This is a genomic window from Methanofollis fontis, from assembly GCF_004297185.1.
Taxonomy (GTDB): domain Archaea; phylum Halobacteriota; class Methanomicrobia; order Methanomicrobiales; family Methanofollaceae; genus Methanofollis; species Methanofollis fontis.
The window spans coordinates 1-17816 of sequence record NZ_PGCL01000002.1 but is presented as its reverse complement, the minus strand read 5'-3'; the positions used below and the strand labels follow the sequence as shown (position 1 = coordinate 17816).

17 protein-coding genes, 1 tRNA gene and 1 pseudogene are annotated in these 17816 nt (G+C 58.8%); 11 read left to right on the top strand and 8 right to left on the bottom strand.

The window, feature by feature from the left end:
* Window positions 1-79 precede the first annotated feature (79 nt).
* Together amrS and CUJ86_RS03775 are read left to right on the top strand one after the other, a co-directional pair.
* Window positions 80-1090: an AmmeMemoRadiSam system radical SAM enzyme gene (gene amrS / locus CUJ86_RS03780; protein WP_130646248.1), complete on the top strand. Its 1011-nt coding sequence runs from the start codon at window positions 80-82 to the stop codon at window positions 1088-1090.
* Complete coding sequence (locus CUJ86_RS03775) at window positions 1074-1562, top strand: Mut7-C RNAse domain-containing protein (protein ID WP_268878234.1); 489 nt, start codon at window positions 1074-1076, stop codon at window positions 1560-1562. Before amrS ends, CUJ86_RS03775 begins: the two co-directional genes overlap by 17 nt.
* On the opposite strand, the gene CUJ86_RS03770 is transcribed toward CUJ86_RS03775, so the two are convergent.
* Window positions 1553-1972 carry a hypothetical protein gene (locus CUJ86_RS03770; protein WP_130646247.1) on the bottom strand — a complete coding sequence of 140 codons (420 nt, stop codon included), beginning with the start codon at window positions 1970-1972 and terminating at the stop codon, window positions 1553-1555. The two genes, CUJ86_RS03775 and CUJ86_RS03770, sit on opposite strands and share 10 nt — an antisense overlap.
* 41 nt (window positions 1973-2013) lie before the next feature.
* Window positions 2014-2679 (bottom strand): flavodoxin family protein, encoded by a 666-nt coding sequence (locus tag CUJ86_RS03765; protein WP_130646246.1) that lies wholly within the window; start codon window positions 2677-2679, stop codon window positions 2014-2016.
* A gap of 177 nt (window positions 2680-2856) precedes the next feature.
* Between CUJ86_RS03765 and CUJ86_RS03760 the strand changes: the two genes are divergently transcribed.
* The 8 genes from CUJ86_RS03760 (at window position 2857) to CUJ86_RS03725 (ending at window position 11779) form a co-directional block, all read left to right on the top strand.
* Window positions 2857-3033 carry a CxxC-x17-CxxC domain-containing protein gene (locus tag CUJ86_RS03760; protein WP_130646245.1) on the top strand — a complete coding sequence of 59 codons (177 nt, stop codon included), beginning with the start codon at window positions 2857-2859 and terminating at the stop codon, window positions 3031-3033.
* 554 nt (window positions 3034-3587) lie between these two features.
* Window positions 3588-4904 carry a coenzyme-B sulfoethylthiotransferase subunit beta gene (mcrB, locus tag CUJ86_RS03755; protein ID WP_130646244.1) on the top strand — a complete coding sequence of 439 codons (1317 nt, stop codon included), beginning with the start codon at window positions 3588-3590 and terminating at the stop codon, window positions 4902-4904.
* Window positions 4897-5433 (top strand): methyl-coenzyme M reductase operon protein D, encoded by a 537-nt coding sequence (gene mcrD / locus CUJ86_RS03750; RefSeq protein ID WP_130646243.1) that lies wholly within the window; start codon window positions 4897-4899, stop codon window positions 5431-5433. The genes mcrB and mcrD overlap by 8 nt, the downstream gene beginning before the upstream one ends.
* Before the next feature lie 9 nt (window positions 5434-5442).
* Entirely contained in the window at window positions 5443-6207 is a 765-nt protein-coding gene (mcrG, locus tag CUJ86_RS03745) for a coenzyme-B sulfoethylthiotransferase subunit gamma (RefSeq protein ID WP_130646242.1), read from the top strand.
* Window positions 6208-6212: 5 nt separating this feature from the next.
* A complete protein-coding gene (mcrA, locus tag CUJ86_RS03740; RefSeq protein ID WP_130646241.1) occupies window positions 6213-7919 on the top strand; it encodes a coenzyme-B sulfoethylthiotransferase subunit alpha in 1707 nt (568 codons plus the stop codon).
* 258 nt (window positions 7920-8177) lie between these two features.
* Window positions 8178-8777 (top strand): flavodoxin family protein, encoded by a 600-nt coding sequence (locus CUJ86_RS03735; RefSeq protein WP_130646240.1) that lies wholly within the window; start codon window positions 8178-8180, stop codon window positions 8775-8777.
* 108 nt (window positions 8778-8885) lie between these two features.
* Window positions 8886-11213: a PAS domain S-box protein gene (locus CUJ86_RS03730; RefSeq protein ID WP_130646239.1), complete on the top strand. Its 2328-nt coding sequence runs from the start codon at window positions 8886-8888 to the stop codon at window positions 11211-11213.
* Window positions 11214-11293: 80 nt separating this feature from the next.
* Window positions 11294-11779 carry a HEAT repeat domain-containing protein gene (locus CUJ86_RS03725; protein WP_130646238.1) on the top strand — a complete coding sequence of 162 codons (486 nt, stop codon included), beginning with the start codon at window positions 11294-11296 and terminating at the stop codon, window positions 11777-11779.
* A 412-nt stretch (window positions 11780-12191) separates the two neighbouring features.
* Here CUJ86_RS03725 and CUJ86_RS03720 read toward each other — a convergent pair whose 3' ends face one another.
* Both CUJ86_RS03720 and CUJ86_RS03715 read right to left on the bottom strand, forming a co-directional pair.
* Window positions 12192-12578 (bottom strand): PRC-barrel domain-containing protein, encoded by a 387-nt coding sequence (locus tag CUJ86_RS03720; RefSeq protein ID WP_165394768.1) that lies wholly within the window; start codon window positions 12576-12578, stop codon window positions 12192-12194.
* Between the two features lie 242 nt (window positions 12579-12820).
* A tRNA-Glu gene (locus CUJ86_RS03715) sits at window positions 12821-12893 on the bottom strand.
* Window positions 12894-12996: 103 nt separating this feature from the next.
* Here CUJ86_RS03715 and CUJ86_RS03710 point away from each other — a divergent pair.
* Window positions 12997-13845: an EamA family transporter gene (locus tag CUJ86_RS03710; protein WP_130646236.1), complete on the top strand. Its 849-nt coding sequence runs from the start codon at window positions 12997-12999 to the stop codon at window positions 13843-13845.
* Between the two features lie 45 nt (window positions 13846-13890).
* Here CUJ86_RS03710 and ilvE read toward each other — a convergent pair whose 3' ends face one another.
* The 4 genes and pseudogenes from ilvE to CUJ86_RS11785 all read right to left on the bottom strand — a co-directional run.
* The gene (gene ilvE / locus CUJ86_RS03705; RefSeq protein WP_130646235.1) at window positions 13891-14757 is read right to left on the bottom strand and encodes a branched-chain-amino-acid transaminase; all 867 of its coding nucleotides are present in this window, start codon (window positions 14755-14757) and stop codon (window positions 13891-13893) included.
* Between the two features lie 56 nt (window positions 14758-14813).
* Window positions 14814-16193, bottom strand: coding sequence for a Ni-sirohydrochlorin a,c-diamide synthase (cfbB, locus tag CUJ86_RS03700; RefSeq protein WP_130646234.1), 1380 nt, complete (start codon window positions 16191-16193; stop codon window positions 14814-14816).
* A gap of 1 nt (window position 16194) precedes the next feature.
* Window positions 16195-17268 carry a Ni-sirohydrochlorin a,c-diamide reductive cyclase catalytic subunit gene (gene cfbD, locus CUJ86_RS03695; protein ID WP_130646233.1) on the bottom strand — a complete coding sequence of 358 codons (1074 nt, stop codon included), beginning with the start codon at window positions 17266-17268 and terminating at the stop codon, window positions 16195-16197.
* Window position 17269: 1 nt separating this feature from the next.
* Window positions 17270-17816: pseudogene (locus CUJ86_RS11785) on the bottom strand (coenzyme F430 synthase); the annotation flags it as partial.

Below are 17816 nucleotides of genomic sequence, written 5' to 3'. Positions count from 1 at the left end.
TTCTCTCTGGGCTTTCATATACCTTGTTGATTCCGTCTCCCCCCATAGGTTTAACCGGCGCACCGCCCTATCCGGGCATATGTACGAGGCGCACCAGTATGCCCCGCTTGGTGACGGCACGGTCAGATGTTCCCTCTGTGCCCACCGGTGCCGGATCGCCGATGGAAAACACGGCATCTGCGGCGTGCGCATCAACCGGGGCGGGACGCTGTATGCCGCCACCTTCGGGCGGGTGGCGGCGGAGGCGATCGATCCGATCGAGAAAAAACCGCTCTTCCACTTCCTGCCCGGGAGCACCTCCTACTCCCTCGGCGGCGTCGGCTGCAACTTCCGCTGCAGGCACTGCCAGAACTGGGAGATCTCGCAGTCGTCCATTGATGACCTGCCCCTGTTTGAGATATCGCCAGAGCGCGGCGTCGAACGGGCGAACGCAGGCGGTGCCGCATCGATCTCGTGGACCTACAACGAACCCACCATCTGGCACGAGTACCCCCTTGAGATGGGCGCTCTGGCGCGGGAGCAGGGGCTTGGCACCGTATATGTGACCAACGGCTATATCACCGAGGAGGCGCTTGCCGAACTGGCACCGATGCTCAACGCCTTCCGCGTGGATATCAAGGCGTTTTCCGACGAGTTCTACCGGTCGGTCTGCAGTGCACGCCTGCAGCCGGTGCTTGACGCCACGGTGGCGGCACATGAACACGGCATGCATATCGAAACGGTCACTCTGGTTATTCCGGGGCTCAACGATTCAATGGAGGAGATGCGAGCCCTGATCTCCTGGGTGGTCGAGAACCTGGGGCCCGATGTGCCGATGCACTTTACCCGCTTCCATCCCGATTACCGGATGCGGGACCGCGAACCGACCCCGCTCCGGACGATCGAGAAGATCCTCCAGTGTGCACGGGACCTTGGCATCCGGTATGTCTATGCAGGGAACGTCCCACCTGGCGACTATGAAAATACCTTCTGTCCGTCGTGCGGCGCCCTCCTGATCGAGCGTTCGGGGTTTTCGGGCCGGATCATGGGTCTGGAAGGCGACCGGTGCGGGGACTGCGGGGAGAGGATCCCTGTTGTGCGCTCGGTCTGAGGAGTGCACGCGGTTTATCGCCGACCGCATGCTCGGCACCCTCACCCGCCGTCTGCGGCTGATGGGCTATGACACGATCAGCGCCAATGCCCTTTCCCCCGGAAATCCCAGGGAAGACTCGGTGATCCTCTCGATTGCGCAGACGCAGGGGCGGATCCTGCTCACCCGAGACGCCGAGCTCGCCCGGCGCGCCGGAGCACAGGGGATCTATATCGGTTCTGAGGACCCGGCGGCACAGGTGCACCAGCTCACCGATATGGGCCTTATCGTGCCGTCGCTCCGCTTCGACCGGTGTTCGATCTGCAACACACCCCTCAGGCCGGCCCGCCAGCGGGAGATCGAGTCGGCGGCATATGCCCCTGCCGACCGCCGATCCCTCACCTTTTTCTGGTGCCCGACCTGCCGGCGCCTCTACTGGGAGGGGTCGCATACCCGGCGAATGCGAAAGGACCTTATCGGGGATCAGGACTGATCCGAGACGACGCGGCTGTGGACCTCATAGGTCCGTCCGGCCTCGGCGGCGAGGGTGATATCATAGATCTTCGAGTCGCCGGGGATGAAACGCTCGATATACTGATTTTTTGAGTCGCTGATCGTATTCGAAGCGGTGTCGACGAGTTCGACGGTGATGACGACGCCGGTGACATCGAGCGTGCCGGTGTTTTCCGCCCTGATCCGGGCGACCATCGAGAAGGAACCGTCGGGGCTGTAGCGCGGGGTGAGGCTCAGCGTCTCGACGGAGATGGCGGCGGCGGCACCGGGCGTCGGGGCAGGTGTGACCATCTCCCCGGGTGCAGGAGTGGGGGGTGGCGATTCTGAGGTGCACCCCGCACACAGGAGCGCTGCTGCCAGGAGGGCGATCAGGAGGTGAATGATCCGCATGGATCAGGGATATTCACGATCACCATATAGACATTCCGATTTTATTTTTGACCCATTTTTGCCCAGTAATCATATTCATGTTTCCAGACGTGTTTGTGCGCAGTCACGAGAGCCTTCATTCTCTCCTCCATCTCACGGTGAAAGGTCTCCTGCTCCGGGTAGGGGCGACCCTCCGCCACCGCACGGGCGAGGTCCTGCCCCAACCGATATGCCTGCTCCCCGGCGGCAAAGAGGCGCTCTTCATCACCACAGATATCAACGCTCACGCCGCCCACCGTATTGGCCCCGAGGATTCTCAGGGTTTCGTTGAGGTAGTTCGCCACCTCATCTGATCGCGACCCCCCTGCGGTCGAGACGGCACACCCATATTTACCGGTAAACCGCTGGCAGTGGATGGCGTCGGCCATACGGTCAAGGAAAGTCTTCATCTGTGCGGTGACACTGTTGATGTAGTTGGGTGAACCCAGAACAATCCCTTCAGCGGCAAGCATGTCATCAAAAATTTTCTGGAAGTCATCTTTTTTCGGGCATTCCCCACGCTCGTAACAGAGTCCGCAGCCAGAACAGTATCTGATCTCCGTCGACCCGAGATCGATGAACGTGGTCGTCGCCCCGCCCTCGCGGGCACCGGCGAGTATCGCCTCGATAAGGCGGCGTGTCGTACTCTCTTTCCCCCGCGGACTCCCGTTTATACCGATGATCTTCATGATGCTCCATCTGGGACTGGGCACTCATGAAATAAAAACAGTATCCCGTTGTCGGGGGAGACCCACTCCCTCCGGAATGCCTTTCACCGGAGACGCAATGGCGATGGCGTGCATGCATGAATATATATAGAGAGCACCCAAATGACTCCTTGCAGCATCAACTGCATAGGTTGAGCAATGTACGGCAATAGATTTGGAGGTCAGAGGGACAACTTCTCCCGCGGCCCCCGCGAGATGCATAAGGCAGTCTGCTCAGACTGCGGTAAGGAATGTGAAGTTCCCTTCAAACCGACAGAAGGGAGACCGGTCTACTGCAGGGATTGTCTTCCCAAGCACAGGAAACCCCGGTACTAAACCTTTTTTTGTTCCTGCCCGATCAGGGCACGTTTGATGCGTTTTTTCCCTCTTCCAGGTACAAAGGCAGATTTTTATTTATATATCATTCCCCAAACCAGGAAAAGGACATTATACTCGTAGTTCAAACTCTTTTCTTCTATCTGGGAGTTGTTTTCTCTTTTGTACCGGGCACCTCCGGTCACCCATGTCAGCAATAATCAAATTATATTAACAATTCAGATATTATTTCATATTGTTATGAATAAGTATTCATAAAATTCGACCAATATTCGGGTTTTTACAAACATATTAGATATATGGCCACCATATCTGTAAAGACAAGAATATTGCAGATATTTTTTTATTACTAAATTATAACTATTTTCATAAAAATGTCATATTATCTGAATTTCTTAAAAATAATTGGGAACTTTTATATGAGGCCTTTGGGATAGATCTATAGTCCCAATTCGGGGCTTGCAGTAGTGACTCTCGGGGATTTATCTGGGACTGCAGCCCGGAATCCCACGTGAACGTTCCTTCCTGCACAAAGGGTAAAAGGATGTACTGATATGGCAGCATATTCAGAAACAATCGATCTCTACTCAGACGACGGGAAGCTGCTCAAGAGCGGCGTCTCCCTCGACAAGATCAGCCCGCTGGTCAACCCGGCTACCAGCAAGATCATTGACCTGACAAAGAGAACGATTAATGTCAACCTTGGGGGTATCGAACAGGCCCTCAAGGCCGGGAAGCTTGGAAAGGGAAAGGTTCGCGGCCGTGAACTTGACCTTGCGATCATGGAGAACAAGGACGCCATCGTTGCCAAGATCAAGGAAATGGTCCAGGTCGAAGAAGGCGACGACACCGAGATCCTGGAGTTCAACGACGGCAAGCTTCTGCTTGTCCAGGTTCCGACGAAGCGTCTGGCCAACGCCGCCACCTACGATGCGGCGATCACCTCGGTCGCCTCCGCGGCCACCTACGCCATCGTCGACCAGTTCGACATCGACGCCTTCAACGCATCGACCGTCAAGGCGGCATGCTGGGGCGGATACCCGCACACCATGGACATGCAGGGTGCGCTGGTCTCCTCGATCCTGAACATTCCCCAGAACAACGAAGGTATCGGCTACGCACTCCGCAACATCCCGGTCAACCACTACGTGATGATGACCGGCAGGAACTCCCTGCAGGGTGTTGCCCTCGCCGCAACCCTCGAGACCGCCGGTGAGTTCGAGATGGGCGCCGCCATCGGCCCCTTCGAGCGCTACCAGCTCCTCGCCTACGCCTACCAGGGCCTCAACGCCAACAACATGGTCTACGACCTCGTCAAGAACAATGGCGAGACCGGCACCGTCGGTACGGTCGTCCAGTCCCTGGTTGAGCGCGCGATCGAGGACAAGGTCATCGTTCCGGGCAAGAAGGGCGGGTACTTCCAGTACTTCGACACCAAGGACCCGATGCTCTGGAACGCCTACGTGGCCGCCGGTTCCCTCGCCGCAACCATCGTCAACTGTGGTGCCGGCCGGTTTGCACAGGCTGTCTCCTCGACCCTGCTCTACTTCAACGACCTCATCGAGCACGAGACCGGTCTGCCCTCCTGCGACTTCGGTCGTGTGATGGGTACTGCCGTCGGTTTCTCGTTCTTCAGCCACTCGATCTACGGTGGCGGCGGTCCGGGTATCTTCAACGGCAACCACGTCGTGACCAGGCACGCCAACGGCGTCGCCATTCCGTGTGTGGTCGCCGCCTGCGCCCTCGACGCCGGCACCCAGATGTTCGCCCCCGAGGGCACCTCCAAGGTGATGGGCGAGACCTACGGCAAGATCGACGTATTCAACAAGCCGATGGACCAGATCGCCAAGGGCGTTGATCTGATTGCCTGATTCAGCCTTCCCCCAGTGCAGGATTGTCCCCCTGAGGCTCCTTTCGCCCCAGACGGCCGAAAAATTTCTCGGTCGCTGTGCAGAGGTGCCGGGTATCCGCCGGATCGTGATCAACGGTCCCGGCCTCCCGGCCACCGTCCCGTACGGACCGGCGAGGGGTTCGGCAAATCCCAACTCCAACAGGCGGACAATCCAGGTCGGCGGTGCCGCAGTCGAGATGAAGGTTCAGGCCGGCACGTTCATCCTTGAAGTCGATGACGAAGGGGTGATTGAGGAGATAAGGACGGTATGCGATGAATTTTTCACTGCGATACCCTACCGCCTCCAGACGGGCCGGTTCATGAAGAGCAGTCCGAGCCTTGTGGATTATGCAAAATACGGGCCGAATGTCGACGAAGCAGTCGTTGGCCTTGTTGATCCACGAAAAAGGGACGGACCCACGATCATCCCGAGATCTGTGCCCCGAACAGCGGGGGAAGACTGTCTGAATCAGGTTCAGAGAGAACATACATCAGATAAAATCAATTGAGGTGACAAAATGGCATACACACCACAGTATGGTCCGGGTACTTCAGTTGTGGCCCAGAACAGGCGCAACCAGATGAACCCCAACTTCGAACTCGCAAAACTTCGTTCCATTACCGACGAAGACGTCGTTCTGATCCTCGGGCACCGGGCCCCCGGTGCGGCCTACCCGACCGCCCACCCGCCCCTGGCCGAGCAGCAGGAGCCCGCCGACCCGATGCGCAAGCTGGTCAAGCCCACAGAGGGAGCAAAGGCCGGCGACCGCGTCCGCTACATCCAGTTCGCAGACTCGATGTTCAACGCACCGTCACAGCCCTACCAGCGCACCTACATGGAGTGCTACCGCTTCCGCGGCATCGACCCCGGTACGCTCTCCGGCCGTCAGATCGTCGAGTGCCGCGAGCGTGACCTTGACCAGTACTCCAAGATGCTCATCGAGACCGAGGTCTTCGACCCGGCAACTGTCTCCTGCCGTGGTGCGACCGTGCACGGTCACTCCCTCCGTCTCGCAGAGGACGGCATGATGTTCGACGCCCTGCAGCGCTGCGTGCTCGGCGACGACGGTGTCGTCAAGTACGTCAAGGACCAGATCGGTGTGCCCCTGGACCGTGCGGTCGAGGTCGGCAAGCCCATGGACGAGGCCTGGCTCAAGGAGCACAGCACCATCTTCCACTCGCTCGCTGGTACCTCGCTCCGTGAAGACCCCGAATACATCGAATACATCCAGCGGATCCACTCGCTGAGGACCAAATACGGCTTCATGCCGAAGGAGGAGTGAATACAATGGCAAAGATTGAGAGAGCCCAGAAACTGTTCCTTAAGTCGCTCAAGGAGAAGTTCCAGGGACAGGACGTCCAGTCCGAGAAGACCGAGTTCTACAAGTTCGGCGGCGTCCGCCAGTCCCCGCGGAAACTTGAGTTCATGAAGGAGTCCCGTGCCATCGAGATGCAGCGCGGTATCTCCATGTACGACCCCGAGCGCTGCCACCTTGGCGGCATCCCGATGGGTCAGCGCCAGCTGATGACCTACGAGGTCTCCGGCACCGGCGTCTACGTCGAGGGTGACGACCTGCACTTCGTCAACAACGCTGCCATGCAGCAGATGTGGGACGAGATCCGCAGGACCGTTATTGTCGGCATGGACATGGCCCACGCCACCCTGCAGAAGCGTCTCGGCAAGGAAGTCACCCCCGAGACGATCAACGAGTACCTCCACATCCTCAACCACGCCATGCCCGGCGCGGCCGTGGTCCAGGAGCACATGGTCGAGACCCACCCGGCGCTCACCGATGACTGCTACGTGAAGGTCTTCACCGGCGACGACGAACTCGCCGACGACATCGAGCCCCAGTTCCTCCTGAACATCGAGAAGCTCTTCCCGAAGAAGCAGGCCGAGGAGCTCAAGGCCGAGGTCGGCAAGTCGATGTACCAGTCGATCCACATCCCGTCGATCGTCTCGCGCACCTGTGACGGCGGTACCACCTCCCGCTGGTCTGCGATGCAGATCGGTATGTCCTACATCGCCGCATACCGCATGTGCGCCGGTGAGGCCGCAGTCGCCGACCTGTCCTTCGCCGCCAAGCACGCAGGCGTCATCCAGATGGGATCCATCCTTCCGGCACGCCGTGCACGCGGCCCGAACGAGCCCGGCGGTATCAAGTTCGGCCACTTCTCCGACATGATCCAGGCCGACCGCAAGTACCCCAACGACCCCGCCAAGGCGGCCCTTGAGGTTGTCGGCGCTGGTACCATGCTCTTCGACCAGATCTGGCTCGGTTCCTACATGTCCGGCGGTGTCGGCTTCACCCAGTACGCCACGGCAGCATACACCGACAACATCCTCGACGAGTTCACCTACTACGGTATGGACTACATCAAGGACAAGTACAAGGTCGACTGGAAGAACCCGTCTGCAACCGACAAGGTCGCCCCCACCCAGGAAATCGTCAACGACATCGCCACCGAGGTCACCATCAACGCCATGGAGCAGTACGAGCAGTTCCCGACCATGATGGAGGACCACTTCGGCGGTTCCCAGCGTGCCGGTGTCATCGCCGCTGCGTCCGGTCTCTCATCCGCCATTGCAACCGGCAACTCCAACGCCGGTCTCAACGGCTGGTACCTCTCCATGCTCATCCACAAGGACGGCTGGAGCCGCCTCGGATTCTTCGGCTACGACCTGCAGGACCAGTGCGGATCGGCAAACTCCCTCTCCATGGAGCCCGACCGCGGTCTGATGGGCGAACTGCGTGGTCCGAACTACCCGAACTACGCCATGAACGTGGGTCACCAGGGCGAGTACGCCGCCATCGTGGGCAGTGCCCACTACAGCCGCGGCGATGCATTCAGCCTTGAGCCCCTGATCAAGATCACCTTCGCGGACCCCTCGCTGACGTTCGACTTCGCCGAACCCCGCCGCGAGTTCGCAAAGGGCGCCATCAGGGAGTTCATGCCGGCAGGCGAACGCTCTCTGGTCATCCCGGCAAAGTAAGGCACCTCTGCCTTACTTATTTTTGCACGTCCCCTGAAAAGGAAAAAATCCTGTACACTATCTGCAGTTTCCATCGTCTGTGTGAACGCGCCATTCATACAGTCCGGTTTGTAACCCTTTTCACCTGACAATATCACCTCAATAATTTTTTTCTTTCTGCCGCTGTATGCGACGATTTTTTATTCCCAACTGTCTACAACGCGATGATGAGAGCGATGACACAGCAGAGTTCATCTGCACACAGGGGAGGGGATGGAGATGCCTGATCCCCGGCGTATCCTGGGCATCGGCGGCAGTCCGCGCCCCCGGGGGAACACCGACATCCTGCTCGACCGTATCCTGGAGGGGGCGGTCGATGCGGGTGCGGATGTGGAACGGGTGCACCTGCGAGACTACACGATCGAGGCCTGCACCGGATGCGAACGCTGCAGAAAAGACCTGACCTGCTCCAGGTTTCTGGACGGCATGCACCTGCTCTATCCTGAACTGGAGAAGGCGCAGGGAGTGGTGATCGGGTCGCCGACCTATAATTACAACGTGACCAGCATGACAAAATCGTTCATCGACCGCCTCTACCCCTACTACACCTTTCCCTCGAAGCGACCGGGCGGGTATTCAAGCCGTCTTGCTGGAGAGGAGCGGCGTGCACTGGTTTTCTCGGTCTGCGAGCAGGAGGATATCCGCGAGATGGGGTTTGCCATCGAGGCAATTGCAATGCCGTTTGAGGCACTCGGTTACCGGATCACGGAGCGTTTCCCGGTCACCGGTATCTTCGAACGTGGTGCGGTGAAACAGCATGACGACATCATGGATGCGGCATATGAGGTCGGGCGGCGGTTTGGCGGAGAACTGATCTGAACCGGTGAAGGGCACTTCGGTCCGTTTGACCGATAATTTCGCATATCTCTCCCGGATCAGGAAATAGTAAATACACCGTCATGCATTATCGTGTCTGGGGGGACATCGATGTATGCCTCTGCCCTGCCGGAATCTGCCGACCTGATCCTGCGCACTCTGAAGTTTCGACCGAAGGGCATGACGATCACCGAGATCGCACGAAAAACGCACCTCACCAGAAACTCCGTCTCCAGGCATCTTGAGGTGCTGCAGATTGCCGGAAAAGTGGAGATGACCAGGGTCGGCAATGCCAAACTCTATTCTCTGGCACAACGCCTGCCCATCTCATCATTTCTCTGTTTCACACAGAATATGATCCTCATTCTCGATCATTCATTCCATATTCTCCAGATGAACGACCGCTTCCTCGAATGTGTCGGCAGTAAGCGATCAGACCTGATCGGTCGGTCCCTTGCTGAGGTCGACCTGCCCATCATATCCACCCCCATGGCGCGCACCACGATTGAGGGGAGCAGTCAGGAACAGGCGATCACCGAGGTCACATACCAGACCGACGGCAGAGAGTACCACTACAGCATGCAGGTGGTCCCCACCGTGTTTGAGAACGGAGAACGCGGGCGCACCATCATTCTCGAAGATATCACCGAACGGAAATGCTTTGAAAACAGACTCCGTGCAAGTGAGGCGCGTTACCGGGCGATCGTGGAGGACCAGACAGAACCGATCTGCAGGTTCACCAGGGGCGGGACAATCACTTTTGTCAATGGTGCGTTCTGTGATAGAGCGGGCGTTGGAGAAACGACCCTTATCGGACAGAAAATCAAGAGTTTTCTCTTTCCTGAAGATATTGAAGAGGTTTCCAGGATTCTGCGGGGACTGAGCCCGGCAGATCCGGTCTGCACCATGGACCTCCGGATCAGAAAACGACTGAAAGAGGCGACTGCTGCACCGCCCCGCTACAGGATGACAATACGGGCATTATTTGATAAAAAGGGGAAGGTGAAAGAGTATCAGACCACTGCACGGGATATTACGGCGGAGTGGGAACTGAAGAGGAAAACCGATCAGCACCTCCGAATAATGACGTTCCTTGCAGAATCAGCAATGGAACTTGTGGACCTGCCGCCTGATGTCGACAACTACGATCTGGTGGCCCGACGGATCACCGAACTTGTGCCCGGTGCGGGGGTGTCGGTGATGTCTTACGATGAGGACGAACAAAAATTTTCCATTGCGGCACTCCAGGATCATCAATTTCAGGATTCTCTATTCAAAATCCTGGGGAGAGAGGGGATAGGGCTCACATTGCCGTTTGATGATCTATTTTCTCCGGAGTACGCCATACATTCGATGGAGCTCCGGGATGGTGGATTGAAACCATTTCTGATCGGGCCGAAAACCGATAACGAGCGAGTGTCGTTCTATGATATGACCATGCACCGGATCCCGTATGATGTGTGCGAACAGGTCTGTAGCGACCTCGGGCTGTGGAAACTCTACGTGGCTGCATTTCTCTGGGAGGGACGCCTCTTAGGGGATGTTGTCATCTATCTCTCTGATCAGGAAGAAATTGACGAACCACAGGCCGTTGAATCGTTCATCAGGCAGGCTTCAATTGCAATTGGAAGGCGGGTGACCGAGGAACGTCTTCGCCTGAGTGAGGAACGCTTCAGGAACGTCATCAATCTATCACCCCTCCCGATCTCTCTCATCGACCGTAAAGGGCGCTATATCTATCTCAACCGCAAGTTCACGGAGGTGTTCGGGTACACCCGCCAGGATCTCCCGGACGATCGGGCCTGGTTCATGCAGGCATTTCCCGATCCCGAGATTCGAGAAACAGCAATTAACCTCTGGAAACAGGATCGCAACAGAGCGGATGGGGGGGAAGCGATACCCCGAACATTCACGGTCAGGTGTGGTGACGGTACCGAGAAGGTCATCCTCTTCAGACCGGTGATGCTTGCAGACGGGATGCATTACGTTACCTATGAGGACATGACGGAGATGGAACAGGCACATCGGGTTCTTCTCGCCGAAATATCCAACCTCCACAGGAAAAATAGGAATTTGATGAATATTGAGCAATTTAATGTATACCGGGATCATGCCTGCACGATCACGGACCTGAGGGGTACGATATCAGCTGCCAGTCCTGCTGCCCTGCGGAAATGGGGGTACGGCAGGGAATGTGAATTTGTCGGTATGAATGTGACAGATATTGTGTCGGATGCGGTCCCTGTCGAAAATATACTTGCAGCTGCACAAAACGGAAAGACCTGGTACGGTGTGATTGAGGGAAAGGGAAGAGATGGAAATCGATTCTCCATTTTTGCAACGGTTGCCCCCCTCCTGGACGATGAAAACCGGACCAGCGCCCTCCTTATTTCACTGTTCGATCATCCCGCCACTGTGGCGACGTTTTCTAATATTTAAAGATATGTAAATCGTTTGCGGTGTGTAAACCTATTTTTATCCTGACTGCGACGGGTCTGTGTGGCAGGGGGGATGCCGCAATGCAGAAAACCACAGAAGTGCAGACCGGGACAGGTGTGCCACAGCTGGCAGATGTCGTCGAACAGGGAGACATCTACAGCAGCCTGCGGGCGATGGAGGAGTTGAGGAAGATAGGAGAACCGGCAGTCGGACCTCTGGTGGAAAAACTCGTCATGGCAGATGGAGAGGGCCGATGGAGGTTTGCGATGGCGCTTGCCAGGGTGGGGAATCCGGCAGTGGATCCGTTGATCGAAACCGCACGCAGTGGTGGGGAAGGGATCAGAAATCCAGCAGTCTGGGCGCTTGCCGAGATCGGCGACAAAAAAGCGGTCGGGCCGCTGATCGATATCATCCGGGAGGAGGGGTCGATGTGCTGCCGCGTGCTAACGGCGGCGGCACTGATCAAACTGGGTGATCCTGCCGGTATCGATGAGGTCTACCATCAGTATGAACAACATGGGGAGGAGTATCTCTCGATGGTGATGGAGGCCTATGAGGGGAGCTGATCCCCTCTATTCCTCATGGATTTCTATTTGAGTGATTTTTTTGCCTTTACATTGGCAACATTGCATCCAGAAACGATCTGCATTCCTGCCCGGTTATCTGGAGGGGATGGTGGCACCATCGTTCAAAGAGAGCCTGATCCCAATCCCTGGAGACCTTTACATCAGAGAGGGGCATGAATCTTCAGGCATACCGGGTCACAACAGCGTTACAGAACTTAGAATCCCTTATTCGATCACTCCTCTACGCCCATGACAGGTATCCCCACATCACCGACGCACCTGAGAGGGAACGGGACGGCAATGTGCACTACCTGACCTGTGGTATCGATCCTGTCATGGCACCAGAGGGAGGGGATCCCTCCGATGGCAGCGGGTCGATCTGCCCTTTCCAGCACCATGGCAATTGCAGACTCTATCGCGAACCGGTCCACCCGGGTTCAAGCCCATAGAAGTGGAAAACCCGCTCAAACCATTCGATCTCCTCGGGTTTCGGCCAGTGATTCCGGTCAAAAGAGGGCGCTGATGCCAGTGTCTCTTTTGTCACGTTCAGCACGAAGTCCTTCTCCTCAGCTCCCCTGCTGAGCGCCTTCCACGGCACGGGAGAGAGTTTCCCGCCGAGGCCAAGTATGCCGCCGAATGAGATAACGGCAAAAACAATGCTTCCTGATGTGGTGTCGAGGAGCAGGTGCTGGATCACCCCGAGGTGCTCGCCGTCGGCACTCCTGACACTGCTCCCGAAGATGGTGTCCGAGGGCAGGATCCTCGGACCGGCGACCGTAACGGTGCTTGCATAACTCATGATCTGTCCCCCCGGGGCGGCATGACGCCGCCCGATGGACCATCCGTTGATCTGTGACGATATGAACGTTGCGCCGGAGGGCATGGAACGGGGGGTCAGTTCTCGAACCATGTGAGTAAACCGTGTCTACACACCCGATTGCCGGGTAGTTCTCCAGCAGTCGCGGGCAGGTGGGCGCCACATCAATCCGGGAGGTCAGAACGTGATGATGCAAGCAGGGAAAGAGCGGTCAGAGAACAGAATGCTGCTAAGGGGATTTGAACCCCTGTCGTCGGCGTGAAAGGCCGACATGATTGGCCCCTACACTATAGCAGCCCGTAGTATTGCCTTATTATTTATGCCAGCCATCGTACTTAAACCTTGGGCATAACGGGCACCTCAGTGCATGGTGTCTGACCTGTCCAGGAAAAGTGATTGAATGCTATGGACGGCCCTCGCGCTCACCGGCGCCCTGTTCAACGCCCTGTATTATATCACTGCCAAGCACTGGCTCCGGCGCTGCCCTGAACCTCTTCTCGCCGGGAGCGCATTTCTCTGTGCCGGTCTCATCCTTCTCCTCATCGCCGCCATCACCCACCTCCCCCTGCCGGGCCCAGAGATCCTGCCTGTCCTGACCGTTTCCGCCATTCTGAACACTGCAGCAGTCAGGCTAACCTTCCGCGCTCTTGCAACGACCGATATCTCTCTGGCGATCCCGTTCCTCTCGTTCACCCCCCTCTTCCTGGTCCTGACCTCATGGCTCATCCTGGGCGAGCGCCCCGGCGCCGGCGGTATGGCGGGGATTCTGCTGATCGTTGCCGGTTCCTATCTTCTCGGGGGAAGCGGAGGGATTTCGGCACCCTTCCATGCTCTTTCCTCCCATCCGGGCGCCGCACTGATGCTCTGTGTGGCGGCAATCTACAGCATCACCGCCAATGTGGACAAGATCCTCCTCATCAATGCCGGATTATTCGTTGGCTACGGGATCGATCTCCTGTGTATCGGCTGCTTTCTCCTCATCTTTGCCGCCTTCGACCGCTCCTCTCTCCATGGCTGCGGGGTTCTGCCTCCCCTTGTGCTCGGCGGACTGCTGGCCATTGAAATCATGGCAATCGGATCGGCCCTCCTGATCCAGATCGTCCCCTATGTGATCTCTGTAAAAAGAACAAGCATACTCTTCGCGGTGCTGCTGGGCGGCGCCCTCTTCAGGGAGGGTGAGCGACTGAGGCGGGGGTTGAGTGCAGGAATGATGGTCGCAGGTGCGGCATGCATCCTGCTCATGCCCTGAAAAAAGAGGTGCCCCTGCCGGGGCAGATGTGCACGTCACCGTTTATTAGTAGATCGGCGTGCCTTCCTTCCGGGTGACAGTCGTAAATCCGGCCATCAGCTGGCGGGTGATCGGACCGGGCTGACCATTGCCGATGATGCGGCCGTCAATCTTCGTGATCGGGGCAACCTCTGCAGCGGTTCCGGTGACAAACACCTCGTCGGCCGAGTAGAGATCGAAGTAGCCGAGGTTCTGCTCGTTCACCTGGACCCCGAGGGAGGCGGCAACCTCCAGGACCACATGACGGGTGATCCCCCGGAGGTTGTTGAGGGTGTAGGGGGTGATGATGGCGCCGTTCTTGATCACAAAGATGTTGTCGCCCGACCCCTCGGCCACATTGCCGCGGGTGTCGAAGAAGATCGCCTCGTCGCCGCCCTTGTAGTTCGCCTCGATCTTTGCCAGGATATTGTTAAGGTAGTTCAGGCTCTTGACGTTCGGCGGCATCGCCTCGGCCGGATTTCTCCTGACCGAGACAGTGATCGCCGTCAGTCCCTTCTCGTAGAGGTCGCCGTACATCGCCCCCCATTCGGTGGCGACGATGAAGACGGTGGGCGTTCCACACTTGCGGGGGTCAAGTCCGAGATCGCCGACGCCGCGGGTGACGACCGGACGGATATAGGCGTCCCTGAGGTTGTTTTTCCGCAGGGTCTCGAGGATCGCCTCAGCAAACTCTTCCTTTGTGAGGGGGACCTGGATGTCCAGGGTCTTTGCCGAGTCGTAAAGGCGGTCTATATGCTCCTCGAGCCGGAAGACCCGACCATCGTAAGCCCGGATACCCTCGAAAACGCCGTCACCGTAGAGGAGACCGTGATCAAAGACCGAGACCTTTGCCTCCTCCTTCGGGACGAATTCCCCGTTGAGGTAAATTATCATGAAGATTTTATTGTCTGCACAAGGGTATAGTCTTTTATGGTCGTGCCGGAGGGCGATCACGTCCTTCGGGCAGCACGGCAGCGGTTCAGGAATTCATGGAAGAAGGGGGCCGCCGGCACCGGGTGGAGATGGGTGTAGCTGGCCAGGGTGTTGCTGACCACGGCGCCGTCCCGCGATCCCTCAATGCCGGTGCCCCGGGAGAGTTCATAGGCATACCTGGTCCCTGCTGCCAGACGCACGTCCGAGTAATGGAACTCATGCCCGCGGAAGGTCCCCTCACCGAAGGGCGAGGCGCTGCCCGCCCTTCCCTCCACATACCCGAGGGTGCGGCGGACGGGCATGAAGGTCTCGCCGTCGAAGACCCCGCACATCTCAAACGACTCGTCCTGCTCCCGCCCCTCCCATCCGGCGCTGAGATTCTGACGTTTCGTGAGGTAGATCAGCCCCCCGCACTCGGCATAGACCGGGGTGCCGTTCATCACTTCCTCCCTGAGCGCCTCCCGCGCCCGATCGTTCGCCTCAAGCGAAGCCGCATGCATCTCCGGATACCCGCCGCCGATGATATAGCCGTCCGCTTCAGGCAGGGGATCGTGGACCGGCGACCAGGGGACGACCGCCGCCCCGCCGCCCTGCAGGATGTCGAAGAGGTCGTTGTAGTAGAAGTTGAAGGCCTCGTCGTAGGCGACTGCCACCCGCAGGTCGCTCTCCTGCGGCGGCAGGAACGGCCCTGTTGCACCGGTGAAGGTGTAATCGGCCATCAGCCCCCTGAGGGCATCCAGATCGACGTAGGTGCCGATCACCTCCTTCACCGCCGCAACCCGTTCCAGAAAATCACCACTCTCCTGACCCTCCCGGTAGGGTACAAGGCCCAGGTGGCGCATCGCAAGCCGCATTTCCTCGCTCTTCGGGATCGCACCGATCACCGGCAGGTCGCAGTAGTGCTCGACCGCACGAAGCGTCTTCTGGCGATGACCCGCACCGGAGAGATTGTTGAGGATCACGCCTGCGATCTGCACATCGGGATCGAATGCGGCAAACCCCTTCACCAGTGCGGCGGCGCTCCGGGTGATGCTCCGGGCGTCCACGACCAGCACCACCGGCAGGTCGAGGGCCTTGGCGATCGATGCCGTGCTCCCGGCGTCGCCGATCGCCTCAGCACCCTCGTAGAGCCCCCGCACCCCTTCGACCAGCCCGATCTCGGCACCGCTCGCCCCGTGCTCGAAGACGGCCCTGATCTCATCAGGCCCCATCACATAGCTGTCCAGGTTCCGGCAGGGGCGCCCGGTGACCGCCGAGAGATAGGAGGGGTCGATATAGTCCATCGCCACCTTATAGGTCTGGACGGGTGCTTCCTGGGCCAGCAGGGCAGCAATAGCCAGGGTGATGCTCGTTTTTCCGCTGCCCGAACGATCCCCGGTGATCAGGAGGGCCTTCATCTCATTCACCCCGTGCAATGCTCCGCAGCACCGCCCCGAACTCGCTCCCGACGATCGAGCGCACGCCCAGGGTCTGCGGGTGGAGATCGACCTCGACGACCACCGCCGCATGCCCCATCTCCCGCAGGGGGGCGACCTGCCGCGGCCCGTTGGTGACCGAGATCACTTCGACCCCCTCCGTGTACTCAGGGGGGACGGCATGGGGCACGCCGACGATCAGGGCGAATTCTGCTCCGATTTCCCGGATCCGTTCGCCGACAGCATCGCCGTTCGCCCCGTATTCGTCGAGAGCGCCGAGGAGCTCTGGTTCAAGGCCACCTTCGGCCATGCCCTCCCTGATATTGGCGGCATCCGTTCTCACCTTCGGCAGACCCCGGTCCTCGAGATTGGCGATGTACGTGATCGCCGCATCCGGGCAGGCGTCGTGGAGGGCGATCAGCTCGTCGGCGAACATATAGGCAGTCTCCTTCTTGGCGTTCATGACAGCCACGCCCCGGCGCCCGCTCCGCGCCAGGTCGATGAGACGGCGGGCGGCCACATGCTTGAGGTCGCCGCGCGAGGGTTCGATATAGGGCTGTGAAGCCGCCCCCCGGAGGCGTTCGACCTCGTTTGCCGCTGCGAGCAATCTCCGCTGACGTTCGAGTTCCTGATCGCTGATCCAGCCTGCGAAGGCGGCCGGTTCGAGGGCAGCGATCACGCCCTGGATGTTCTCCCGATATCCAGCATGGATCTCGATGGCAATCGTCGGAGTCACAACTCCGGAGGCGTCGATCGCCGCCTGCATGTCCTCGCCGATGATCATCGAGACGCAGGTGCCGACCACCGCCATCCGTTTCGGTCGGAACTCCTCTTCGGCGTTTTTGAGCACCCGTTCGAGCACGTCCTGCCCGCCGAAGATGAACTCGTTGTCGGCGAGCGAGGTGGTGAGCACCCGCATGCCGTCCTCTTCGAGGAGACGGGCGTGCTTGAAGGAACAGCCCGACGGGCCGTGGAGGATCGCCACCTCCACCCCGAGGTCACGGGCGGTGTAGAGGGCGGCGACGATTGAACTGGGGCGTGGCTGAATGTAATCCATCTTATCTCCAACTCTTGACGGCAAGAAGAATAACCCCACCGTCCTGTGTGATTCTGCGTGCGATACGGATCCCCGAGGTGAGATCGCTGGCAGATTCATCTCCGACATCAGAATAATCCCCGACGGTCACCGTCTGTGCCGGGGCGATCTCCCGGATCGCCGCCCGCACTTCCTCCACCGGGAATCCCTCGCAGATGGTCCGGCCCTCGGTCCCGATCACCAGGGTGAGGGGGGCGGCGCCGGCAAGACGCCTGGCATATGCCGCCGCCTCAATAGCGGTCTCCCGGCATGCCCCGCTGCTGGCATTGTCGACGATGAGCACCTGCCCCTCTTGAGAAATGGCCATCCTGCCGGGGAGGGCGGCAAATCCTGAGAGAGGTGCGGGATCGATGCCAAGCATGCAGGCTGCCGCCGTCGCCAACCGCAGGGGCTCCCGGTAGGCCCGGAGGCTGAGAAGCGGGTGTTCGAACATACCCTCGATCCCGCCATAGCAGTAGGAGCAGCGCTCCTCCTCGATGACGGCGATCTCGTCGGCCGCCACTGCCCCC

Bases quoted from the DNA above. Each gene is read 5' to 3' on its own strand.
- amrS (WP_130646248.1), top strand. From the start codon at position 80: ATGTACGAGGCGCACCAGTATGCCCCGCTTGGTGACGGCACGGTCAGA.
- CUJ86_RS03770 (WP_130646247.1), bottom strand. From the start codon at position 1,972: ATGCGGATCATTCACCTCCTGATCGCCCTCCTGGCAGCAGCGCTCCTG.
- CUJ86_RS03765 (WP_130646246.1), bottom strand. From the start codon at position 2,679: ATGAAGATCATCGGTATAAACGGGAGTCCGCGGGGGAAAGAGAGTACG.
- CUJ86_RS03760 (WP_130646245.1), top strand. From the start codon at position 2,857: ATGTACGGCAATAGATTTGGAGGTCAGAGGGACAACTTCTCCCGCGGC.
- mcrB (WP_130646244.1), top strand. From the start codon at position 3,588: ATGGCAGCATATTCAGAAACAATCGATCTCTACTCAGACGACGGGAAG.
- mcrG (WP_130646242.1), top strand. From the start codon at position 5,443: ATGGCATACACACCACAGTATGGTCCGGGTACTTCAGTTGTGGCCCAG.
- mcrA (WP_130646241.1), top strand. From the start codon at position 6,213: ATGGCAAAGATTGAGAGAGCCCAGAAACTGTTCCTTAAGTCGCTCAAG.
- CUJ86_RS03735 (WP_130646240.1), top strand. From the start codon at position 8,178: ATGCCTGATCCCCGGCGTATCCTGGGCATCGGCGGCAGTCCGCGCCCC.
- CUJ86_RS03730 (WP_130646239.1), top strand. From the start codon at position 8,886: ATGTATGCCTCTGCCCTGCCGGAATCTGCCGACCTGATCCTGCGCACT.
- CUJ86_RS03725 (WP_130646238.1), top strand. From the start codon at position 11,294: ATGCAGAAAACCACAGAAGTGCAGACCGGGACAGGTGTGCCACAGCTG.
- CUJ86_RS03720 (WP_165394768.1), bottom strand. From the start codon at position 12,578: ATGAGTTATGCAAGCACCGTTACGGTCGCCGGTCCGAGGATCCTGCCC.
- CUJ86_RS03710 (WP_130646236.1), top strand. From the start codon at position 12,997: ATGCTATGGACGGCCCTCGCGCTCACCGGCGCCCTGTTCAACGCCCTG.
- ilvE (WP_130646235.1), bottom strand. From the start codon at position 14,757: ATGATAATTTACCTCAACGGGGAATTCGTCCCGAAGGAGGAGGCAAAG.
- cfbB (WP_130646234.1), bottom strand. From the start codon at position 16,193: ATGAAGGCCCTCCTGATCACCGGGGATCGTTCGGGCAGCGGAAAAACG.
- cfbD (WP_130646233.1), bottom strand. From the start codon at position 17,268: ATGGATTACATTCAGCCACGCCCCAGTTCAATCGTCGCCGCCCTCTAC.